The following is a 22,234-nucleotide window of genomic DNA, read 5'->3' on the forward strand; positions in this document are numbered from 1 at the left end:
AATTACCAGATTCGTCATTTGCTCTGTCTCCCTCACAGCACCTTGGCTTCGGTCTTCAGCTTCTCGACCAGCGTCTTCACATCCGGCACCTTCACACCGGCGGAGCGCTTCGGCGGCTCGACAACCTTCAGCGTCTTCAGGCGCGGCGTGACATCGACACCCAGATCTTCCGGCTTGAGGACTTCCAGCGGCTTCTTCTTCGCCTTCATGATGTTCGGCAGCGTGACGTAGCGCGGCTCGTTCAGGCGCAGGTCGGTCGTGATCACGGCCGGCAGCGTCAACGACAGCGTTTCCGCGCCGCCGTCGACTTCACGCGACACCGTTGCCTTGCCGTCAGCGACCACAACCTTCGAGGCGAACGTTGCTTGCGGCAGATTAGCCAGTGCAGCGAGCATCTGACCAGTCTGGTTCGAATCGTCGTCGATGGCCTGCTTGCCAAGGATGACCAGCGAAGGCTGTTCCTTGTCGACCAACGCCTTCAGCAATTTGGCCACGGCCAACGGCTGCAGTTCTTGCGAAGACTCGATCAGAATCGCGCGATCCGCGCCAATCGCCAGCGCCGTGCGCAGCGTTTCCTGCGATTGCGTGACACCCGCCGACACAGCGATCACTTCCGTCGCCACGCCCGCTTCCTTCAGACGCACCGCTTCCTCAACCGCGATTTCATCGAACGGATTCATCGACATCTTCACGTTCGCGATGTCGACGCCCGTGCCGTCCGACTTGACTCGAACTTTCACGTTGTAATCGACCACTCTTTTGACTGGCACCAGGATTTTCATGCACACGCTCCAAAGTTACGAATACGTCAACCCAACGAACATTATAACGACTGCCCTCATGGCAGCCCGGTCGCGGGTGCTTTAGCTGGAGGATATCGCTCCTCAGCGGCGTGACGGCAATATCGAACGATCGTTCTATTTTAATCTCGAAAAAACCCGGGCGACAACCCCGGGTTAAGACTTACGACTCTAATTTTGCATTGCCGTCGTGTTTTGCTTGCTCTGCAGGCCGCCGGCTCACCACGCGGCGATGACCGACCCGCCGAATTTGCTTTCGACGAACTGCTTCACTTCCGGCGAATGATACGCCGCGACCAGCTTGGCGACCCACGGCTTGTTCCTGTCAGCTTCGCGAATTGCGATGACGTTCACGTACGGGCCTTTCGGGTCTTCCATCGCGATGGCGTCCTGCTTGGGCTTCAGACCCGCTTCCATCGCGAAGTTCGTGTTGATCGCAGCGGCGTCCACGTCGTTCAACGAGCGCGGAATCTGCGCGGCATCGAGTTCGACGATCTTCAGCTTCTTCGGGTTGTCGACGATGTCGAGCGGCGTCGCCTTCAGGCCCGCGTCGGCACGCAATTTCAGCAGACCCTGCTTTTGCAGCAACAGAAGCGCGCGGCCGCCGTTGGTCGGATCATTCGGCACAGCGATCTTCGCGCCCGGCTGCAGTTCGGCGAGCGTCTTCACTTTCTTCGAATAGATGCCCATCGGGTAGGTGACCGTGTCCGCGATACGGATCAGCTTGTAGCCGCGGTCTTTTACCTGCGCCTGCAGATACGGGTCGTGCTGGTAGCTGTTCGCGTCCAGATCGCCGCCGGCGAGCGCGGCGTTCGGCTGCACGTAGTCGGAGAATTCGACAATCTTGATGTTCAGACCGTTCTTCGCCGCGACCGTCTTCACGACTTCCATGATCTGCGCGTGCGGACCGCCGGTGACGCCGACCTTGATCGTGTCTTCAGCGTGAGCCGCATTGGCGGCGAACAGCGATGCGGCGCCGAGCGCGGCAGCCAGCTTGAGAATGAAACGACGTTGCATGATGGACCTTCCAAACCTATCGAAATTGTTGTTTTACTTATGGCTCAACCGACGCACGAGCCAATCCCCGAACGACTGCACCAACTGCACGAAGACGATCAGAATCACCACGACCGTCAACATCACTTCCGGCAGGAAACGCTGATACCCGTAGCGAATGCCGAGATCGCCAAGACCGCCGCCGCCGATCGCACCGGCCATCGCCGAATAGCCGACCAGCGAGACGAAAGTGATCGTCAGGCCGGCGACCACGCCCGGCAGCGATTCCGGCAACAACACCTTGAAGACGATCTGGCTGGTAGTCGCGCCCATCGCTTGCGCCGCTTCGATCAAGCCGCGATCCACTTCGCGCAGCGCGGTCTCGACCAGACGCGCGATGAACGGCGCGGCGGCGATCGTCAGCGGCACGACGGCGGCGGCCGTGCCGATCGACGAACCCACCACGAGGCGCGTGAACGGAATCACGGCTACCAGCAGGATGATGAAAGGCGTCGAGCGCACCGCATTCACAATGACGCCCATCACGCGATTCACGGCAACGTTCTGCAGCACGCCCTGGCGATCCGTGAGATACAACAGCACGCCGAGCGGCAAACCGACCAAAGCGCCGACCAGTCCGGAAATGCCCACCATGACGAGCGTTTCCCAGAACGACTGGACGAACATATCGAACATTTCACTCAACATACGACAACTCCTCCACCACCACGCCCTGTTCACGCAGATACGTCAGCGCCTGCGCCACCTTCGCCGGTTCGCCGCCCGCGAGCACCGCGAGCGAGCCGAACGCCTGCCCCTGGATCTCGTCGATCTGGCCGTGCAAGATGTTGAAGTCGAGTTCGTAGCGGCGAATCGTTTCCGACAGGATCGGCTGATCGACGCCCGAGCCGGTGAACGCGAGCCGCAGCAAGTGGCCGCTGCCGGTCTTGAGCCGTTCCGCGACGCGCGCCTTCATGGCGGGCGGCAGCTCCTGCGCGATCACGTCGCCGATCAAGGCGCGCGTGACTTCGTGATGCGGTTGCAGGAACACGTCGATGACCTTGCCTTCTTCGACCACACGGCCTGCGTCCAGCACGGCGACCCGGTCACAGACCTGCTTGATCACGTCCATCTGGTGCGTGATCAGCACGATCGTCAGGTTCAGTTCGCGATTGATGCGCTTGAGCAGGTCGAGAATCGCGCGCGTGGTTTCGGGATCGAGCGCGGAGGTCGCTTCGTCGGAGAGCAGCACTTTCGGCTTGCTCGCGAGCGCGCGCGCGATGCCGACGCGCTGCTTCTGGCCGCCGCTGATCTGCGCCGGATACCGGTCCTTCTGCGCCGACAGGCCAACCAGATCGAGCAGCGGCAGCACGTTCGCCTCGATTTCGTCGCGCTTCATGCCGGCGAGTTCGAGCGGCAACGCGACGTTCTCGTAGACCGTTCGCGACGACAGCAAATTGAAGTGCTGGAAGATCATGCCGATCTCGCGGCGCGCCTCGCGCAATTGCGCGGCGGGCAGCGTCGTCAGATCGCGGCCGTTGACGACGATATTGCCTTCGCTCGGCCGCGTCAGCAGGTTGAGGGTGCGCACGAGCGTACTCTTGCCCGCGCCGCTGCGGCCGATGATGCCGAACACCTCGCCCGCCGGAATCGACAGATTGACGTTGTGCAGCGCCTCGACCCAGCCCCGGGGCCCGGCGAACCGCTGGGAGATATTGCGTATTTCGATCATGGAAAAACGAAACGGCGGAGTCTGTCAGCGAGCGTTGTGTGCTCCCGACAAGCAGCCGCCGTTGCTTTTATTGGGATTTGAGCCCGCAATTCTACCGCAGCGTCGTCATTCCCTTTAATAATCAATTACGATCTTTTCATAACCTGAAAGCATTAGAGGCTTGCTCCGGGCGAGATGCTCGCGCGCGCATCGCCGCTACGACTATGATCGGGCGGAGCCAAATCAGGGATAAGCGCGCGGTCATGGAGACATCTCAAAGCAGCAACGTGCGGTCCGTCGCGGGCAACGGCAACGCCGGCGAGCCTCAGCGTGCATCGGTCACGACCGCCGACGGCGTGGAATTGCCGCTATACCGCTGGCCCGCCGCCACGCCGCCGCGCGCCACGGTCGCACTGCTCCACGGACTCGCCGAGCACGCCGGCCGCTATGCGGCGCTGGCCGCGCGGTTCAATGCCGCCGGCATCGAACTGGTGGCGATCGATCTGCGCGGCCACGGCCACGCGCCCGGCAAGCGGTCGTACGTAAAGCGCTTCGACGACTATCTGCTGGACGCGCAAGCCTTGCTCGACGCCGCGGCGCAAAGTTGCGCTCCGCTCTTCCTGATGGGCCACAGCATGGGCGGCGCCGTGGCCGCGCTGTATGCGATCGAGCGCCTCGAAGCGAGCGGCCGGCGCCTGAACGGCCTGATCCTGTCGAGCCCGGCGCTCGCGCCCGGCCGCGACGTGCCGCGCTGGATGCTCAAGCTAAGCCAGGTGATCAGCCGTCTCTACCCGAGCTTCCCGGCGATGAAAATCGACGCGGCTTTGCTCTCGCGCCTTCAGCCCGTGGTGAACGCCAATCGCAACGATCCGCTCGTGCATCATGGTGCGATTCCCGCGCGCACCGGCGCGGAACTGTTGCTGGCGATGGCGCGCATCGAGCGCGGCCGCGCTGGCCTGCGGGTACCGCTGCTGGTTTATCACGGCACTGCCGACAAGCTCACCGAACCTGAAGGCAGCCGCGAGTTCGGCCGGCACGCGGGTTCGCCGGATAAGACACTCACGTTGCACGAAGGCAGCTATCACGAGACGATGAACGACATCGACCGCGATCGGGTGATCGGCGCCTTGATCGAGTGGATTGAAAAACGGCTGGTGATTAGAGCCTGAGCAACGCGCGGTTAGCTCGGATCGCGCTTCCAGTCGGGCGGCCGTTTGTCGATGAAAGCCTGCACGCCTTCGAGCGCTGATTCGTCCATCATGTTGCAGGCCATGGTCTGGCCGGCAAGCTGGTAGGCCGCTTCGATACCCATCTCCAACTGACGATAGAAGAGGCCTTTGCCGGCGCTCACGGCTTCGACGGGTTTCGCGCAAATGCTCGTGGCGAGTTGGGCGAGTTCCGCGTCGAGCGCGTCCGCCGGCACCACGCGATTCACGAGACCCTGCTGCTTCGCCTCGCCGGCGTCGATGAAATTGCCCGTGAGCAGCATTTCGAGCGCCGCTTTGCGCGAGAGATTGCGCGACAGCGGCACGGAAGGCGTCGCGCAAAAGAGCCCGAGGTTCACGCCCGAAACGGCAAACCGCGCCGTGTCGGCAGCGACAGCCAGATCGCACATCGCGACGATCTGACAGCCAGCCGCCGTGGCAATGCCTTGCACGCGCGCGATCACCGGTTGCGGCAAGCGCTGGATCACCATCATGAGCTTCGTACAGCGGGCGAACAGAGCTTGGTAGTAAGCCAACGAAGGCGCCACGCGCATTTCCTTGAGATCGTGTCCCGCGCAGAACGCCCGGCCTGCGCCGGCGATCACGACCACGCGAGCATCCGAGCGCCCGATTTCGCTCAGTGCGGCCAGCAGGTCGTCGAGCAAGGCTTCGGAGAGCGCGTTGAAGGCGTCGGGCCGGTTCATCGTCAAGCGCACGATGCCCGGCACGCCGTACGCGCCGTGTTCGATCTCGACCAGTGAAGCGTTGCGCGCATCGGCGTTCATGGCTCGCTCCTAATGCGTATTGAGTGGATGGCGCCGCGCGACACAGCGGCTTATCGGCTTAGCGGCTCAGATCCCAGCCAGCGAGCGCACGTGGGCGACCACGCTGCGCCCCAGCGCGGACAGGTTGTACCCGCCTTCGAGACAACTGACGATCCGTCCATGCGCATAACGCTTCGCGATCTCGCGCATCTGATCGGTAATCCAGGCGTAATCGTCTTCGACGAGGCCCATGTTACCGAGGTCGTCCTCGCGATGCGCGTCGAAGCCGGCCGAGATGAACAGCATCTCCGGCTTGAAATCGTGCAGGCGCGGCAGCCACAGCATGTCCACCGCCTCGCGCACCGCCATGCCTTTCGAGCGCGCCGGCATCGGCACGTTGCACATATTGGGCGCCTGGTTGTCGGCGCCAGTGAACGGATAGAACGGATGCTGGAAGATGCTGCACATCAGCACGCGTGAATCGCCCGAGAAGGCCGCCTCGGTGCCGTTGCCGTGATGCACGTCGAAGTCGATGATCGCGACACGCTGCAGGCCGTGCACTTCGAGCGCATGACGCGCGGCGATCGCGACGTTGTTGAAGAAGCAGAAGCCCATGGCGCGCGCCGGTTCCGCATGGTGGCCGGGCGGGCGCACGCTGCAGAAGGCGTTGTCGTAACGGCCTTCGATCACCGCATCGGTCGCGGCGACCGCAGCGCCCGCCGCGCGCAACGCGGCTTGCAAACTATGCGGATTCATCGTCGTATCGGGATCGATTTCGGCCATGCCTTCAGCGGGCGAGCGGCTGCGAATGTAATCGACGTGAGCTTGCGTATGCACGCGCAACAGCGCGGCATCGTCGGCGAGCGGTGGCGACTCGCGCTCGATCAGCGAGTCGATGCGGCTCGCGATCAACTGATCTTCGATAGCCTGCAGACGCGCGGGGCATTCGGGATGCCATTGCCCCATATCGTGCAGCAGACAGTCGGCGTGGGAATAGAAGCCTGTTGCCATGATTCTCTTTCTGCGGCGTCGCGCCTTCGAGGCGCGCGCGGCATGTCTCCATCCAGGGGCGCGCGCCCGCGGCGCGCCAACATGCATCAAGTTACCACACGATGCGGCTGTGACGCGTCAGGCACAGTTTTGCGCAGAGGCGTCGGGTATACTGCCCCGATCGGTTTTTCCCGTCTTCCCTTGTCTCCTGCGCCACGCGCCTTTAGCTCACTATGACCGTCAAGCTTGCTCTGTCTGCACGAAACCGGCTACGCAACAGAACCATGGCCGTCGCACTGTCCGTCGCATCGTGCATGTTCATGGCAACCAGTCCGGCGATCGCGCAAAGCGCCGGCAAGAAACCGCCGGTTCTGCTCGCGCAAAGCCAACCGCAACCCGCGGTGCCGCAAGGGCAAACGTTTGAAGAAGAGATCATCCCGCAGCGCTACGCGAACAATGCCGATGTCAATGCGTTCATCAACGACATGGTCGCGCGCTACGACTTCGACGAATCCACGCTGCACTCACTCTTTGCCGGCGTGAGCTATTCGGCGACCGCGGTCAAGCTCGTGACGCCGTCGCCTTCGCCGTCGGTCAAGAACTGGCGCGTGTATCAGTCGCGCTTTCTCGACCAGGTCCGCATCAATGCCGGCGTGCGCTTCTGGCGCGCGAATCAGGCCACGCTGCAACGCGCCTATGAAGAGTTCGGCGTGCCGCCGGAAGTGATCGTCGGCATCATCGGCGTGGAGACGATTTATGGGCGCTTCATGGGCAACTTCCGCGTGCTCGACGCGCTGACCACGCTCAGCTTCGACTATCCGAATACCGCCAATCGCGCGGATCGCCAGGCGACCTTCCGCAAGAATCTCGAAGACTACCTGGTGTGGACGCGCGACTCGCAGATCGACCCGACCACGGTGCTCGGCTCGTACACCGGCGCGATCGGCATTCCGCAGTTCCTGCCGAGCAGCATCGTGCAATACGCGGTGAGCTACGACGGCAACAAACAGATCGACCTGCGCACGAGCCAGGCGGACGCGATCGGCAGCGTGGCGAATTATCTGCGTCAGAACGGTTGGGAAAACGGCCGGCCGGTGGTGTGGAAGATCGGCTCGGACGCCGGCAGCCTGGGCGTCGCGCAAGCTGCCGCCGACGGCCAGCCGGAGCCGCACTGGCCGCTTAGTCAATTGCTGCGCGCAGGCTTGCTGCTGAACGAACCGGACGTCGATATCGCCTCCGAAGCCGGCACGCCGGTGACGGTGGTGGATCTGCCCTCGCCGGGACGTGGCACCGAGTTCATGCTGGGCCTGAAGAACTTCTACGTGCTGACGCGCTATAACCGTAGTTTCTTCTACGCGCTCGCGGTGTATCAGTTGGGCCAGCGGGTCAAGGCGCAGATGGAAGCCGGCGACGCGACGAACGCCGTCAACAACGCGGCGCCGCCGGTTGCGGCTTCGCAATAACTTTGATGCGTGCGCCGCGTGCGCCTCGCGAATCGATGAAATGAAAAAGCGCCGGTCTCGAACCGGCGCTTTTGCGTTAGCGAGTGAGACTTAAGCGACGCGTTTATGCGGGAAACACACCGGTCGACAGATAACGGTCGCCGCGATCGCAGACGATGAACACGATCGTCGCGTTCTCGACCTGCCGCGCGATGCGCAGCGCCACTTCGCACGCGCCGCCCGACGAGATGCCGGCAAAAATCCCTTCCACCGACGCCATGCGGCGCGCCATCGCTTCCGCGGCGGCCTGGCTCACATTCTCGACACGATCGACGCGGCTGCGATCGAAAATCTTCGGCAGATACGCTTCCGGCCATTTGCGGATACCGGGAATACGCGAACCCTCTTCGGGTTGCGCGCCGATGATCTCGATGGCCTGATTCTGTTCTTTCAGATAAGTGGACACGCCCATGATCGTGCCGGTCGTACCCATCGACGACACGAAGTGGGTAATGCGCCCTTCCGTGTCGCGCCAGATTTCCGGGCCCGTGCCCTCGACGTGCGAGGCCGGGTTGTCCGGGTTGGCGAACTGATCGAGGATGATGCCCTTGCCTTCGCGCTGCATCTGCTCAGCGAGATCGCGTGCGTACTCCATGCCACCCGTGACGGGCGTGAGCACGATCTGCGCGCCATACGCGGCCATGCTCTGACGGCGTTCCACCGATAGATCTTCCGGCATGATCAAGACCATCTTGTAGCCACGGACCGCCGCCGCCATGGCGAGCGCGATGCCCGTATTGCCGCTGGTCGATTCGATCAGCGTGTCGCCCGGCTTGATGCGCCCACGCGCTTCCGCTTTCTTGATCATCGACAACGCCGGGCGATCCTTCACCGAGCCTGCCGGATTGTTGCCCTCGAGCTTCGCAAGAATCACGTTATTGCGGCTGCGGATCTCGTCGTCAGGGAGCCGGACGAGTTGTACGAGCGGCGTATTGCCGATCGTGTCTTCAATCGTTTTGTAAGCCATATCGGTTCGGATGCTGTCGATGCGCGGAGTCTTCAATCTATCAATTCTAAACCACCGTGCCCGCGGCTGCCGTGCGGCCCTTCTGCCCGCATGGATGCAGGCGAGCGTACGTGAGCGCCCGCAACGCAAAAAGCCCGCGGCTGAGAACCGCGGGAGCCAGTCATCTGCATGACAGCTGAAGGAGTGTTACTGCCAACTCCGACCATGAAGGGAACGACGGGGATGGACCCCGCGCACAGGTCACGAGGCCCGCACGCGAAGTCCGCGTGAGGCTATTTCTTCACTGCCACCGTGGCGCTGTTCTTGGGCGTGGCGGCCGGAACGGCCGCGCCTTTGGTCTGTGCAGACGCCGCAGCCTGCGGGTTAGCAGCCGCGCCAGCCGGACCGACAGCGAGACCCTCCGCCTGCAGGCGCTCGACGGTATGCCCGCCCATGCCTTTGACGCGCTTGCCGAGGTCGGCCGGGTCCTTGAACGGACCATGCGCTGAACGCTCGTCGAGAATGGCTTTCGCTTTGGCAGGGCCGATGCCCTTGATGCCGCGCAGCGCATCCTCATTAGCCGTGTTGACGTCGACCGCCGCATAAGCGTGGCCAAAAGCGGCGAGCATGGCCGCGGTAACCAGAATTTTTCGAAACATATGGAATCTCCCTCGTACAACCGGTTGGCGACCATCACCAACCGGGAGATTCCAGTTTAAAGAGGGATCCGAAAGATTTACACCTGGCCGAATAGCCAACGCACGTAACGATCGACACCTTCCTGAACGCTCAGGAACGGCGCGTCGTAGCCGGCCGCGCGCAGCTTCGACTGATCCGCCTGCGTGAAGCACTGGTACTTGCCGCGCAACGCATCGGGGAACGGAATGTATTCGATCAGCCCGCGCTGCACCTGATCCGCGAGCGACAGTGCCGGTTCGTTGTTCAGCGAACGCAGCGTGTTGACCACCGTGCTGGCGATGTCGTTGAACGGTTGCGCGCGCCCGCTGCCCAGATTGAAGATGCCCGACTTGTCCGGATTGTCGAAGAAGAACAGGTTGACCTTCACCACGTCTTCCACGGAGACGAAATCGCGCGTCTGCTCGCCCGCGGCGTAGCCGTTGTATTCGCCGAACAGCTTGACCTTGCCTTCCGCGCGGAACTGGTTGAAGTTATGAAACGCCACCGACGCCATGCGCGCCTTATGCGTTTCGCGCGGCCCGTAGACGTTGAAGTAACGGAAGCCGGCAATCTGGCTCTTCGCGGTGGGCAGCACGCGGCGGATCACCTGATCGAACAGGAACTTCGAGTAACCGTACACATTCAGCGGCTGCTCGACTTCGCGCTCTTCGACGAAACGGCTCGACCCGCCGTACGTCGCCGCCGAGGACGCGTACAGGAACTGGATGTTCTGCGCGAGGCAGACATCGAGCACGTCGCGGCTGTAGCGGAAGTTGTTGTCCATCATGTACCGGCCGTCGGTTTCCATCGTGTCCGAACAGGCGCCTTCGTGGAAAATCGCGCGCACCTTGCCGAAGTCGCCACGCTTGAAGCGTTCGACGAACTCGGTCTTGTCGAGGTAGTCGTCGATCTCGCAGTCGACGAGGTTCTTGAACTTGTCGGCGCGCGTGAGGTTGTCCACGGCGATGATGCGTTGTTCACCGCGCTCGTTGAGCGCCTTCACGAGATTGCTGCCGATAAAACCGGCCGCGCCGGTGACGATGAGGGTCATGATGAGCCTGCGGTAAAGAGCTTTGCATGGGATCGGAGCAAGTGCTCAAGCGCTCTCTCCAATCGACAGGTTCAGTCGACGCCCCGCGGATCTCTTTCACACGCCGCTTCGGGGCGCACAGCAAGAGACCCGGCGGTTAGCGTCAATGAAAAAGTTCGTCGTAGTCGACAGTGGCGGTGCCGAGTTTGCCGACCACGATGCCGGCCGCGCGATTCGCGAGCCCGACCGCCTCGACCAGCGTGAGACCCGCGCCGAGCATGGCGGCGAGCGTGGCGATCACGGTGTCACCCGCGCCCGAGACATCATACACTTCGCGCGCAACCGCCGACGCGTGCAGGATGCCCTCGTCCGAGAAGAGCGTCATGCCCTCTTCCGAACGCGTCAGCAGCAGCGCCTTGAACTGCAGATCGGTGCGCAGTTTCGTCACGCGGGCGATCAAATCTTCTTCCGATTTCCACTGGCCGACCACCTCGCGCAACTCGGCGCGGTTCGGCGTGATCAGCGTGGCGCCGCGATAGCGTTCCCAGTCGTCGCCCTTCGGATCGACCAGCACCGGCTTGCCCGCCGCATGCGCCTTCGCGATCATCTGCGTGACGTGGGTCAGGCCGCCCTTCGCGTAGTCGGACATCAGAATCACGTCGTGCGACGGCAGCAATTCGTCGAACCGCGCGAGACCCGCGAGCAGCACCTCGTGCGCCGGCGAGTTTTCGAAGTCGACGCGCAGCAACTGCTGCTGGCGCGACAGCACACGCAGCTTGATCGTGGTGAGAAGCGCCGGATCGCGTTCGAGATGCGGCTTCACGCCGCTTTCGTCGAGCAGTTGCACGATGCGCTCGCCGGGTTCGTCATGGCCGACCACGCAAAGCAAGCCGGCTTGCGCGCCGAGCGCGACCGCATTGCGCGCAACGTTCGCCGCGCCGCCGAGGCGGTCTTCCTGACGCTGCACGTGCACGACCGGCACCGGCGCTTCTGGCGAAATGCGGTTGACGTCGCCGAACCAGTAGCGATCGAGCATGACGTCGCCCACCACCAGCACGCGCGCGGCGGCGAGCTGTTCGCGCGGCACGACGGTGAGCTGCGGTGCGGGCGTGGACGGCCCGGCGCCCGGCACGGTCTCAGGCAACGGCCGGAAGTTCAGAGGGTTGGGCATAAGGGCGTCCAATCGAGTGGTAGTCGATGCCGAGTTCGGTCATCGCGTCCGGTTCATACAGGTTGCGGCCGTCGAAAATCAGGGGCGACTTCAGCACCGATTTCAGATGCACGAAATCCGGGCTCTTGAATTCTTTCCATTCGGTCACGATCACGAGGGCGTCGGCGCCGGTGAGCGTTTCGTCCTGCGTGGTCGTGAAGGTGAGACGCGCGAACTGGTCCGGTGCGTCGTGCAGGTCGATGGCGAACACGCGACGCGCTTCGGTCACCGCGACCGGATCGTACGCGCGCACCTGGGCGCCGCGCGCCAGCAGTTCCGCGATCAGGCGACGGCTCGGCGCCTCGCGCATATCGTCGGTGTTCGGCTTGAACGCGAGGCCCCACACGGCGAACGTGCGGCCGCTCAGATCGTCGCCGAGCTTGTCCGTGATCTTGTGCACCAGCACGTCTTTCTGCTTGTGATTCACTTCCTCGACCGCTTCGAGGATGCGCAGATTGTGGCCGCTTTCGCTGGCCGTGCGGATCAGCGCCTGCACGTCTTTCGGGAAGCACGAGCCGCCGTAGCCGCAACCGGCGTACAGGAAGTGATAGCCGATCCGCGGGTCGGAGCCGATGCCGCGGCGCACGGCTTCGATATCCGCGCCGACGCGGTCCGCCAGATTCGACATCTCGTTCATGAACGAGATGCGCGTGGCGAGCATCGCATTTGCGGCGTACTTCGTGAATTCGGCCGAGCGCACATCCATGTACAGCGTGCGTTCGTGATTGCGGTTGAACGGCGCGTACAGACGCTTCATCAATTCGCGCGCGCGCATGCCGGGTTCGTCTTCGTCGATGCCGATCACGATGCGGTCGGGGCGCATGAAGTCGTCGACCGCCGCGCCTTCCTTCAGGAACTCGGGGTTGGACACCACCGAGAAGCGATGTTGCGCGCTGGCGGCGAGCCCGCGTTTAGCCAGTTCTTCTTCGACCACCGTGCGTACGCGCTGCGCGGTGCCGACCGGCACCGTCGACTTGTCGACGATCACCTTGAAGCCGTTCATCGTGCGGCCGATGTTGCGGGCCGCTTCGAGCACGTATTGCAGATCGGCCGAACCGTCTTCGTCCGGCGGCGTGCCGACGGCGATGAACTGCACGTCGCCGTGCGCGACGCTGGCTTCGACGTCCGTGGAAAACGTGATGCGGCGCGCCGCGCGCGTGCGGGCGATCATCTCCTGCAAACCGGGCTCGTGAATGGGCACACCGCCGTTGTTGAGGATTTCGATCTTGCGCGGATCGACGTCGAGACAGAAAACGTCGTGACCGATCTCGGCGAGACACGCGCCAGTGACAAGACCCACATAGCCCGTGCCGATAATGGTGATTTTCATACGCTTTCCGGTAGAGGGTTCCGGTGATGATTGCCGGCGATGACGCCGGTCATGAACATGTTGCGACAGGCGTCCGCACATGGCACTTGCCCTGCTGCGCCCGGCGACGGCCAAGCCGCACGGCCGGAGCCGGTGTGGCCGCCATAGCGTCAGTTCGATGCGGTGATCGGCTCGACGCGACGCGGCGCATAGGTTTCCCAGCCGCTGCAACCCGGGCACTGCCAGTAGAAAAGCCGCGCCCTGAAACCGCAATTCTGGCACGTATACCGCGGCAGATTTTTGGTGCGCTGGCGGATCAGTGTGCGCATCAGTTCGAGTTCGCTGCGCCTTGGTTCTTCCGCGACGGCTTCCTGCGCCTCGAGCAGCCGCGTCATGCCCGCCAGATTCGGCGACTTCTGCATTTGCGAGCGCGCCAGCGCATGGGCGGCGTCAGGTCCGCGTAGCGATGCGACGTGTTGATAGGCAACATCGAGCAGATCGTTGGTCGGATAGCGGTCCACCCACGTGGTGAGCAGATCGGCGCCCTCTTGCGGACGGCCGAGCGCCTCGTAGGCCTTCATCAGCTTTTCCGCGACCAGCGGCAGATAGGCGGGATTCTGCTCCTCCACCCGACGCCATTGGGCGATGGCCGCATCCTGCGCGCCGCCGGCCGCGTCGACGTCGCCGAACAGGATCGTGGCGCGCACGTTGGTCGGGTTCGCCTTCAGCGCGAAGCCGAGCTGGCGGCGGGCTTCGTCCGGCCTCTTCTGTTGTAGCGCTTCCTGGGCGAGTTCGCAGTGGAACTGCGCAATTTCCTTGTCGAGCGATTCCGCGCCCATCGTTTCCAGATGACGCGCAGTGTCGATGGACTTGACCCAGTCCTTCTCGATTTCGTAGATGGTGAGAAGCGCGCGCTGCGCGCCCAACGCGTAGTCGCCGGTTTCGAGCGAGCGGAACGTTTCCTCCGCGCGATCGAGCAGACCCGCCTTCAAGAAGTCTTGGCCCAACTCGTAGAGCGCGTGATCGCGCTCGGTGACCGGCAGGTCGGCGCGGCTCAATAGATTCTGATGCACGCGGATTGCGCGGTCCGTTTCACCGCGGCGACGGAACAGATTGCCCAGCGCGAAGTGCAACTCGACCGTTTCCGGATCGAGCTTGACCACTTCGATGAACGCATCGATCGCCTGGTCCGGCTGCTCGTTGAGCAGGAAGTTGAGGCCGCGGAAATACGAGCGCGGCAGGTTGGCGCTTTCGGACAGCAGCGTCTTGAGGTCGTAGCGCGCAGCCATCCAGCCGAACGCGAACGCGACGGGTATGACAAGCAGCCACCAGAAGTCTAGATCCATGCGATTAATGCAAATGTGCGGGAAAGCGAAGACGGAAAGCCGCGCTCACGATGCGCGGCGCAAGAAATTCAGATCAACGGCGGCATGGGCGGTTGTTCGACCACGACCGGGGTTTCGCGCGCCACCCGCAACTCGCGCTTAAGCCGGCCAATTTCCATGCGCAAGCGCAGCATGGCCGGCATCGACGACACCAGCCCGGCCAGCAGCCCCACGACGAAGAACGCGAGGCCGATCAGGATCAACGGCGCCGACCATGCATAGCCGGCGAGGAAATTCAGCGTAGCAGGTTGTGTATTGGAGAGCGCCAGCACCAGCAGCAGCACAAACACCAGCACACGGATCAGCCAGACGATAAATTTCATGAATAGGTCTCTTGACGGCAGTTGCGGGGTGACGCCGGCTTGATGACGCGTCGCGCCACGGTGTTGCCCGCGCCGAAGTGACCCGTATTGTAATTGAAGCCCTCGCGGCTGGGCAGGAAGTGGGGGATTGGCGGGGTTATGGCGGGTTGTTTGTTTTCAGTGGATGGTCGGCGAGCGCGGGGGTGGGCCAGCATTCGCCGATTTGTTTGCGCGGCGCGGTGGTCTGCGTGCTTGCGGGCAGCTCTGGTGGATGCATGCGGGTCATCATGGCGACGTGCTGTGGGCCGTGCTTGGCCGTGCTTGCCTGCGCCGGCCTGTGGGCGTGCTCGCGCGCCACCCTTGCAGCCACGCGTCGACCTCGGATGAAAACGCCGCAGCGCAGAACGCCAAACATACAGGCGAAAAAAAAGCGCCCGAAGGCGCTTTTTCTGGTCTTTTGCCGACTGGCTTTGGCCGCAGACGCTACCAATGCCACGCTGCAAACAGCACAGCGAAGCATTTACAGGTCGTCATCCGGCTCTTCGGCCTTCAACGGCTCACCCGCGCGACGATCTACCCGCTCGCGCAATTCCTTGCCCGGCTTGAAGTGCGGTACGTACTTCTCAGGTACCAACACCTTCTCGCCCGACTTCGGATTACGTCCGACGCGGGAAGGACGGCGGTTAAGGCCGAAGCTGCCGAAGCCGCGAATTTCGATGCGATGACCGTTGGCAAGTGCCTCCGACATCGCATCAAGCATCGTCTTCACCGCGAAATCCGCATCTTTAAGGACAAGTTGCGGAAATCGCGCAGCCAGCTGGGCGACCAATTCCGATTTGGTCATACTGCAGCAGACCCCTCAGGCTTACTGGTTCTGGCCGTCGAGCTTGGCCTTCAGCAGCGCGCCGAGGTTCGTCGTGCCGGTGGCAGCCGAGCTCGAGTCCGACGAAGCCAGGCCGCGGATCGCTTCCTGTTGCTCAGCCGAATCCTTGGCCTTGATCGACAGGTTGATGCCACGCGACTTGCGATCGATGTTGATGATCATCGCGTTGACCTTGTCGCCTTCCTTCAGCACGTTGCGAGCATCTTCCACGCGGTCTTGTGCGATTTCCGAAGCACGCAGGTAGCCTTCGACTTCCGTCGACAGCTGAACCACTGCACCCTTCGCGTCCACCGTCTTGACCACGCCGTCGACGATCGAACCCTTGTCGTTCATGGCAACGAAATTGCTGAACGGGTCGCCTTCGAGCTGCTTGATGCCCAGCGAAATGCGTTCCTTCTCGACGTCGATGCCGAGAACGATCGCTTCCACTTCGTCGCCCTTCTTGTACTTGCGAACTGCTTCTTCGCCCGTTTCGCTCCACGACAGGTCCGACAGGTGAACCAGACCGTCGATGCCGCCCGGCAGACCGATGAAGACGCCGAAGTCGGTGATCGACTTGATTGCGCCTTGCAGCTTGTCGCCCTTCTTGAAGTTGCGGCTGAAGTCGTCCCACGGGTTCGGCTTGCATTGCTTCATGCCGAGGCTGATACGGCGGCGATCTTCGTCGATTTCGAGAACCATGACTTCGACTTCGTCGCCCAGTTGCACAACTTTCGACGGTGCAACGTTCTTGTTCGTCCAGTCCATTTCCGACACGTGAACCAGGCCTTCGATGCCCGATTCGACTTCGACGAATGCGCCGTAGTCGGTGATGTTGGTGACCTTACCGAACAGACGCGTGCCCGACGGGTAACGGCGCGAGATGCCTTCCCACGGATCGTCGCCCAGTTGCTTGATGCCCAGCGAAACGCGGTTCTTCTCTTGATCGAACTTGAGGATCTTCGCGGTGACTTCCTGGCCAACCGACAGCACTTCGCTCGGGTGACGCACACGACGCCATGCGATGTCGGTGATGTGCAGCAGGCCGTCGATACCGCCGAGGTCCACGAACGCGCCGTAATCGGTGATGTTCTTCACCACGCCTTCCACGATCGCGCCTTCCTTCAGCGTTTCGAGCAGCTTTGCCCGCTCTTCGCCTTGGGTCGCTTCGATCACGGCACGGCGCGACAGCACGACGTTGTTACGCTTGCGGTCGAGCTTGATGACGCGGAATTCCAGCGTCTTGCCTTCGTACGGGGTCGTGTCCTTGACCGGACGCGTGTCGACGAGCGAACCCGGCAGGAACGCGCGGATGCCGTTGACCATGACGGTCATGCCGCCCTTGACCTTGCCCGTGATCGTGCCGGTCACGAGTTCGTTGTTGTCGAGAGCCTTTTCCAGCGACAGCCACGAAGCGAGGCGCTTCGCCTTGTCGCGCGACAGGATCGTGTCGCCATAGCCGTTTTCCAGCGCGTCGATCGCGACGGAAACGAAGTCGCCCGCCTGCACTTCTACCTCGCCCGCGTCGTTCAGGAACTCTTCGAGCGGGATGTAGGCTTCGGACTTGAGACCAGCGTTGACGACCACGAAGTTGTGGTCAACACGCACGACTTCGGCGGAGATCACTTCGCCGGCGCGCATGTCTTGCTTGGTCAGCGACTCTTCGAACAGAGCCGCAAAAGATTCGGTATTCGGGGTAGAGGTTTGCAGGTCGGACATAAAAATCAAAATTTGCATGGTGCTCGCGGTGCCAGGCTGGCCGGACGGTCAGCAACAACGGCCAAGAAAGCGAATGCCACGCGGGGTTAAAGGGTTAAACACAACGCTTCGCGACGATCGCGAAGCACCTACTGACAACGGACTTCTACTGCGCCCACACCTGAAGCACAAGGCGTACTTTCATCAGGCATGCGGGACTAAAGCTTCATACCACTGCACCACTTGCTCGACAGCCTGGTCGACCGACAATGCGGAGGTATCAAGCAGCTTTGCATCCGCTGCGGGCTTGAGTGGCGCGGCTGCGCGCTGACTGTCACGCTCATCGCGCTCACGCAAATCCCGGAGCAAGTCATCTATATTAGCAGAAAATCCTTTTTGGATCAATTGCTTATGCCGGCGCGCCGCGCGGGCCTCGACGCTGGCGGTCATGAACACCTTCAGCACGGCGTCCTGAAAGATCACGGTGCCCATGTCGCGGCCGTCGGCGACCAGTCCCGGTTCCTTACGGAAGGCCCGCTGGCGCGCCACTAGCGCGGTGCGCACCGGCGCGTGCACAGCGATCGCCGAGGCGCGGCCGCCGACTTCCTCGGCGCGAATCTCGGCCGACACGTCGACGCCGTCGAGCTGCGCCAGTCCCTCGCGAAACGTGATGTGCAGGTCGTCGATCAGTTTTGCAAGGGCGTCGGCGTCGCCCGCCTCGATGTTGTAGCGCAGGCTGGCAAGCGCGGCGAGACGGTACAGCGCGCCGCTATCCAGCAAGTGGAAGCCGAGGCTCGCGGCAACCAGCGCGGCCACGGTGCCTTTGCCGGAGGCACTCGGGCCGTCGATCGTAATGACGGGCGTCTGGTGAAAGGGACGGGTCGGTTTCATCGAAAAAGTCGCACGTCAGTCGATTCGGGGTCGAATCAGGGTTGAGCGAGCGCCGTAAAGCGCTCGAAATAATCGGGAAATGTCTTGCCGACGCACTTCGGGTCGTTGATGCGCACCGGCACGCCGCCGAGGCTCACCAGCGAAAAGCACATGGCCATGCGGTGATCGTCGTAGGTGTCGATAGCGGCGTTCGGCGTCAGCTTTTCAGGCGGTTCGATGACGAGGAAGTCCTCGCCTTCCTGCACCTTGGCGCCGACCTTGCGCAGCTCCGTTGCCATCGCGGCGAGCCGGTCGGTTTCCTTCACGCGCCAGCTGGCGATATTGCGCAGCGTGGTCGCGCCGTCCGCGAACAGCGCGGCGACGGCGATCGTCATCGCGGCGTCGGGAATCAGGTTGCAGTCCATGTCGATCGGCTCGAGCTTGCCGTTGTCGTGGCCGACGCCGCGCACTTCGATCCAGTCGTCGCCCATCTGCAGGTTCGCGCCCATCTTGATGAGCGCATCGGCAAAGCCGACGTCGCCCTGGATGCTTGCCCGGCCAACGCCCTCCACTTTCAGCGGCCCGCCACCGAGCGCGCCGGCCGCGAGAAAATACGAAGCGGACGACGCGTCGCCCTCCACCATGATCGTGCCCGGCGACTGATAGCGTTGCCCAGCCGGCACGACGAACTGATGCCAGCCGTTGCGTTCAACCTTGATGCCGAAGCGCTCCATCAGCTTGATGGTGATCTCGATGTACGGCTTCGAGATCAGTTCGCCATCCACCTGCACGGTGCTCACACCGCTTTCGGTGCGCAAAAGCGGCAGCGTCATGAGCAGCGAGGTCAGGAACTGGCTCGACACGTCGCCGCGCACGCGAATCGGCGCCTCGGCGGAAATCTGCGCCGGGCGGATCCGCAGCGGCGGATAGCCTTCGTTCTCTTCATAGTCGATCTTCGCGCCGAGCTGGCGCAGGCCGTCGACCAGATCGCCGATCGGCCGTTCGTGCATGCGCGGCACGCCGTGAATGCGATAGTCGCCGCCGTTGACCGCCAGCGCCGCCGTCAGGGGACGCACCGCCGTGCCGGCGTTGCCGAGAAACAGATCGGCCGTGCGCGCCGTGAACGCGCCGCGCGTGCCGGTCACGACGCAGGTGTCGCCGTCGCGCCTCAGACGCACGCCGAGCTTTTCGAGCGCGTCGAGCATCACGCGGGTGTCGTCGGAGTCGAGCAGGTTCGTGATCGTCGTTTCGCCTTCGGCAAGCGCCGCAAGCAGCAGCACCCGGTTCGAAATGCTCTTCGAGCCGGGCAGACGAATCGTGCCGGACGCGCGGGAAAACGGTCCGAGATCGAGGAATTCCATGATTAAGTCCAGTTTCCGGTTATTTCGACGCGTCGCTATTGGCGACGCCGGCAGCGCGCTGTTCCTGCCATTCGGTGCGCGCCACGCGCGAGCGCGCGAACACGGCTTCGAGGGCGGCGCCGTCGGCGGCTTCTATGGCCGCGCGCAGGCGCGCGAGCACTGCCGTGTAGGCGTCGAGTTCGTCGAGCAGCGCGACGCGGTTGGCAACGCACACGTCGCGCCACATTTCCGGGCTCGACGCGGCGATCCGCGTGAAGTCGCGGAAACCGCCGGCGGCGAACGAGAATTTCAGCGCGGCGTCGGGCGAATTGAGAATCTGCTCGACCAGCGCGAACGAGAGCACGTGCGGCAAATGGCTGACCGACGCGAACACGCGGTCGTGCTGCTCGGGCGCCATGTTGCGCACGAGCGCGCCGGTGGCGCGCCACATCGCCGCCACGCGCTCCACGTCGGCCGGCGCATTCTCAGGCAGTGGGCACAACACTACATTGCGGCCCACATAAAGGTCGGGCAAGGCTGCTTCCACGCCGCTTGCCTCGCGGCCGGCAATCGGATGCCCAGGCACGAATTGGCCGATGCGCGCGCCAAGCGCCGCGCGGGCGGCGGCGACCACGTCCGACTTGGTGCTGCCGGCGTCGGTGACGATCGTGGCGGCATCGAGAAACGGCGCGATGCGCTCGAGCAGCGGCTGCGTCTGCGCGACGGGCGCGGCCAGCAGCACAAAGTCGGCGCCGGATAGCGCTTCACGCAGTGAAGCGTCGTCGTTCAACGCCGCCGAGCCGTCGATCACACCCAGTGCCAAACCACGCTCGGTCGACGCGGACGAACGCCCCACACCGATCACCTTGCGCGCGCCCTCGGTCTCACCCCGCTCGCGCAACGCGCGCGCGAGCGATCCGCCGATCAGGCCGACACCGAAAATTACCAGCTTGTTAAATGAAAACGCGGCCACGTCGGTCACAGATAAAGCGCGCCTTTCATGCCGACGAGACGCGCGGGTCAAGGGTTACCGCTTACGCGGTGGCGAGCGTCTTTTCGAGCGCCGCGATGAATGCTTCGTTTTCTTCCGGCAGGCCGATCGTGATGCGCAGCCATTGCGGCAAACCATAGTTGCCGACCGGACGCACGATCACGCCCTGCTTCAGCAACTCGAGATTGACGCGGTTGCCGGCCGCGTCGTCGTTGCCGACACGCACCAGCACGAAATTGCCATTCGACGGCACATACTCCAGGCCGAGCTTGTCGAACGCTTCGGTCAGACGGCGATAGCCTTGCGCGTTCAACGCCGCGCTCTTTTCCAGAAACGCCTTGTCGTTCAGCGCGGCGATCGCCGCAGCTTGCGCGAGCGTGTTCACGTTGAACGGCTGACGCAGACGATTCAGCAAATCGGTCAGCTCAGGCTGCGCGATCGCGAAACCCACGCGCAAACCGGCGAGGCCGAATGCCTTCGAAAACGTGCGCGACACCAGCAGATTCGGGTAGCGGCGCACCCACGCGATCGAATCGTAGCGCTTCTCTTCCGGCAGATATTCCGTGTACGCCTCGTCGAGCACGACGGCCACGTTGCGCGGGACCTTGTCGAGAAACGCCTCGAGCTTCGGGCCTTCGATGAACGTGCCGGTCGGGTTGTTCGGGTTGGCGACGAAAATCAGGCGCGTGTCGTCCGTGATGGCCGCGAGCATCGCGTCCAGGTCGTGACCGTAATTGACGGCTGGCACGACGATCGCGCGCGCGCCCAGGCCTTGCGTGGCCAACGCGTAAACCGCGAACGAGTACTGTGCATAGACGATCGACTGGCCCTTTTCCACAAAAGCATGCGCGGCGATTTCGAGGATGTCGTTACTGCCGTTGCCGAGCGTGACCCAGTCGGCCGGCACGCCGTAGCGCTCGCTCAGCGCCGCCTTCAACTCGAACGCGTTCGCGTCCGGGTAGCGGCCCAGTTCGCTGGAGGCCTGCGCCATGGCGCGCTGCGCCGACTCCGGCATGCCGAGCGGATTTTCGTTCGACGCGAGTTTCACGATGGTCGCTTCGTCCAGACCGAACTCGCGGGCCACTTCTGAAATCGGTTTGCCTGCGATGTAAGGCGCAATGGCGCGCACGTAGGAAGGACCGAAAGACGCTGTCATGAGAATCTCCGAACGACTATGAATAATTGAATGCGCGGCGGCCGTGGCGTGGACACCACGGGCCGCCGCTTGACTGTCATCAACGGGCGCGCGGATACGAGCCCAGAATCTTCAGGAACGCTGCCTTCTCGCCGAGTTCGGTGAGCGCGGCGGCGACCGCCGGATCGTCGCGATGGCCTTCGACGTCGATGTAGAAGTAGTACTCCCACGTGCCAACGCGCGCCGGGCGCGATTCGAAGCGGGTCATGGACACGCTGTGACGCGCCAGCGGCTCCAGCAGCTTGACCATCGCGCCCGGTTCGTTCACGACCGACACGATCAGCGACGTCTGGTCGTAACCGCTCGGGCCGGCCGGCTGCTTGCCGATCATCACGAAGCGCGTGCGGTTGTGCGGATCGTCCTGGATCAGCGCATAGGCCACTTGCAGGCCGTAATGGGTCGCCGCCGCCACCCCCGCCGACCCCCCCCCCCCCGGCGCCACCCCCCCCC

General features: G+C 63.2%; 22 protein-coding genes. 2 read left to right on the top strand and 20 right to left on the bottom strand.

The features are described from left to right. Positions 1 to 32 precede the first annotated feature (32 nt). From PQR32_RS40085 to PQR32_RS40100, 4 genes are all read right to left on the bottom strand, one after another. Positions 33 to 782: an electron transfer flavoprotein subunit beta/FixA family protein gene (locus PQR32_RS40085; RefSeq protein ID WP_408240831.1), complete on the bottom strand. Its 750-nt coding sequence runs from the start codon at positions 780 to 782 to the stop codon at positions 33 to 35. Between the two features lie 237 nt (positions 783 to 1,019). Next, complete coding sequence (locus tag PQR32_RS40090; RefSeq protein ID WP_408240834.1) at positions 1,020 to 1,817, bottom strand: MetQ/NlpA family ABC transporter substrate-binding protein; 798 nt, start codon at positions 1,815 to 1,817, stop codon at positions 1,020 to 1,022. A gap of 33 nt (positions 1,818 to 1,850) precedes the next feature. Continuing rightward, the gene (locus PQR32_RS40095; RefSeq protein ID WP_310814260.1) at positions 1,851 to 2,504 is read right to left on the bottom strand and encodes a methionine ABC transporter permease; all 654 of its coding nucleotides are present in this window, start codon (positions 2,502 to 2,504) and stop codon (positions 1,851 to 1,853) included. Then, positions 2,494 to 3,528 carry a methionine ABC transporter ATP-binding protein gene (locus PQR32_RS40100; protein ID WP_091800121.1) on the bottom strand — a complete coding sequence of 345 codons (1,035 nt, stop codon included), beginning with the start codon at positions 3,526 to 3,528 and terminating at the stop codon, positions 2,494 to 2,496. Before PQR32_RS40100 ends, PQR32_RS40095 begins: the two co-directional genes overlap by 11 nt. Positions 3,529 to 3,770: 242 nt before the next feature. Between PQR32_RS40100 and PQR32_RS40105 the strand changes: the two genes are divergently transcribed. Further along, positions 3,771 to 4,676, top strand: a complete 906-nt coding sequence (locus tag PQR32_RS40105) for an alpha/beta hydrolase (protein WP_408240838.1) — start codon at positions 3,771 to 3,773, stop codon at positions 4,674 to 4,676. Positions 4,677 to 4,687: 11 nt separating this feature from the next. On the opposite strand, the gene PQR32_RS40110 is transcribed toward PQR32_RS40105, so the two are convergent. After that, positions 4,688 to 5,497 (bottom strand): enoyl-CoA hydratase, encoded by an 810-nt coding sequence (locus tag PQR32_RS40110; RefSeq protein WP_408240841.1) that lies wholly within the window; start codon positions 5,495 to 5,497, stop codon positions 4,688 to 4,690. A 66-nt stretch (positions 5,498 to 5,563) separates the two neighbouring features. After that, the gene (locus PQR32_RS40115; protein WP_408240844.1) at positions 5,564 to 6,487 is read right to left on the bottom strand and encodes a histone deacetylase family protein; all 924 of its coding nucleotides are present in this window, start codon (positions 6,485 to 6,487) and stop codon (positions 5,564 to 5,566) included. A 293-nt stretch (positions 6,488 to 6,780) separates the two neighbouring features. Here PQR32_RS40115 and mltB point away from each other — a divergent pair, with 293 nt between their 5' ends. After that, complete coding sequence (gene mltB / locus PQR32_RS40120) at positions 6,781 to 7,929, top strand: lytic murein transglycosylase B (RefSeq protein ID WP_408240880.1); 1,149 nt, start codon at positions 6,781 to 6,783, stop codon at positions 7,927 to 7,929. A 103-nt stretch (positions 7,930 to 8,032) separates the two neighbouring features. On the opposite strand, the gene cysM is transcribed toward mltB, so the two are convergent. From cysM to PQR32_RS40190, 14 genes are all read right to left on the bottom strand, one after another. After that, a complete protein-coding gene (cysM, locus tag PQR32_RS40125; protein WP_408240847.1) occupies positions 8,033 to 8,935 on the bottom strand; it encodes a cysteine synthase CysM in 903 nt (300 codons plus the stop codon). A gap of 272 nt (positions 8,936 to 9,207) precedes the next feature. After that, positions 9,208 to 9,573, bottom strand: a complete 366-nt coding sequence (locus PQR32_RS40130; protein ID WP_408240850.1) for a ComEA family DNA-binding protein — start codon at positions 9,571 to 9,573, stop codon at positions 9,208 to 9,210. A gap of 77 nt (positions 9,574 to 9,650) precedes the next feature. After that, entirely contained in the window at positions 9,651 to 10,643 is a 993-nt protein-coding gene (rfaD, locus tag PQR32_RS40135) for an ADP-glyceromanno-heptose 6-epimerase (protein WP_106283259.1), read from the bottom strand. Between the two features lie 142 nt (positions 10,644 to 10,785). Beyond that, positions 10,786 to 11,793, bottom strand: coding sequence for a D-glycero-beta-D-manno-heptose-7-phosphate kinase (rfaE1, locus tag PQR32_RS40140; RefSeq protein ID WP_408240853.1), 1,008 nt, complete (start codon positions 11,791 to 11,793; stop codon positions 10,786 to 10,788). After that, positions 11,759 to 13,162: a UDP-glucose dehydrogenase family protein gene (locus PQR32_RS40145; protein WP_408240856.1), complete on the bottom strand. Its 1,404-nt coding sequence runs from the start codon at positions 13,160 to 13,162 to the stop codon at positions 11,759 to 11,761. Before PQR32_RS40145 ends, rfaE1 begins: the two co-directional genes overlap by 35 nt. Before the next feature lie 149 nt (positions 13,163 to 13,311). Next, on the bottom strand, positions 13,312 to 14,487 hold the full coding sequence (gene lapB, locus PQR32_RS40150) for a lipopolysaccharide assembly protein LapB (protein WP_408240859.1): 1,176 nt from the start codon (positions 14,485 to 14,487) through the stop codon (positions 13,312 to 13,314). 68 nt (positions 14,488 to 14,555) lie between these two features. Beyond that, on the bottom strand, positions 14,556 to 14,849 hold the full coding sequence (locus tag PQR32_RS40155; RefSeq protein ID WP_408240862.1) for a LapA family protein: 294 nt from the start codon (positions 14,847 to 14,849) through the stop codon (positions 14,556 to 14,558). 499 nt (positions 14,850 to 15,348) lie between these two features. Continuing rightward, positions 15,349 to 15,672 carry an integration host factor subunit beta gene (locus PQR32_RS40160; RefSeq protein ID WP_012433973.1) on the bottom strand — a complete coding sequence of 108 codons (324 nt, stop codon included), beginning with the start codon at positions 15,670 to 15,672 and terminating at the stop codon, positions 15,349 to 15,351. Between the two features lie 21 nt (positions 15,673 to 15,693). Continuing rightward, complete coding sequence (gene rpsA, locus PQR32_RS40165; RefSeq protein ID WP_106283263.1) at positions 15,694 to 17,427, bottom strand: 30S ribosomal protein S1; 1,734 nt, start codon at positions 17,425 to 17,427, stop codon at positions 15,694 to 15,696. A 165-nt stretch (positions 17,428 to 17,592) separates the two neighbouring features. Continuing rightward, a complete protein-coding gene (cmk, locus tag PQR32_RS40170; protein WP_408240865.1) occupies positions 17,593 to 18,279 on the bottom strand; it encodes a (d)CMP kinase in 687 nt (228 codons plus the stop codon). Between the two features lie 35 nt (positions 18,280 to 18,314). After that, on the bottom strand, positions 18,315 to 19,619 hold the full coding sequence (gene aroA / locus PQR32_RS40175; RefSeq protein ID WP_408240868.1) for a 3-phosphoshikimate 1-carboxyvinyltransferase: 1,305 nt from the start codon (positions 19,617 to 19,619) through the stop codon (positions 18,315 to 18,317). Between the two features lie 19 nt (positions 19,620 to 19,638). Next, positions 19,639 to 20,580: a prephenate dehydrogenase gene (locus PQR32_RS40180; protein WP_408240871.1), complete on the bottom strand. Its 942-nt coding sequence runs from the start codon at positions 20,578 to 20,580 to the stop codon at positions 19,639 to 19,641. A gap of 52 nt (positions 20,581 to 20,632) precedes the next feature. After that, on the bottom strand, positions 20,633 to 21,745 hold the full coding sequence (gene hisC, locus PQR32_RS40185) for a histidinol-phosphate transaminase (RefSeq protein ID WP_408240874.1): 1,113 nt from the start codon (positions 21,743 to 21,745) through the stop codon (positions 20,633 to 20,635). Positions 21,746 to 21,824: 79 nt separating this feature from the next. Next, positions 21,825 to 22,234, bottom strand: a 410-nt coding sequence (locus PQR32_RS40190; RefSeq protein ID WP_408240877.1) for a prephenate dehydratase, incomplete at its 5' end; no start/stop codon positions are given.

This window comes from Paraburkholderia dipogonis, assembly GCF_046027395.1.
Lineage (GTDB): Bacteria > Pseudomonadota > Gammaproteobacteria > Burkholderiales > Burkholderiaceae > Paraburkholderia > Paraburkholderia dipogonis_A.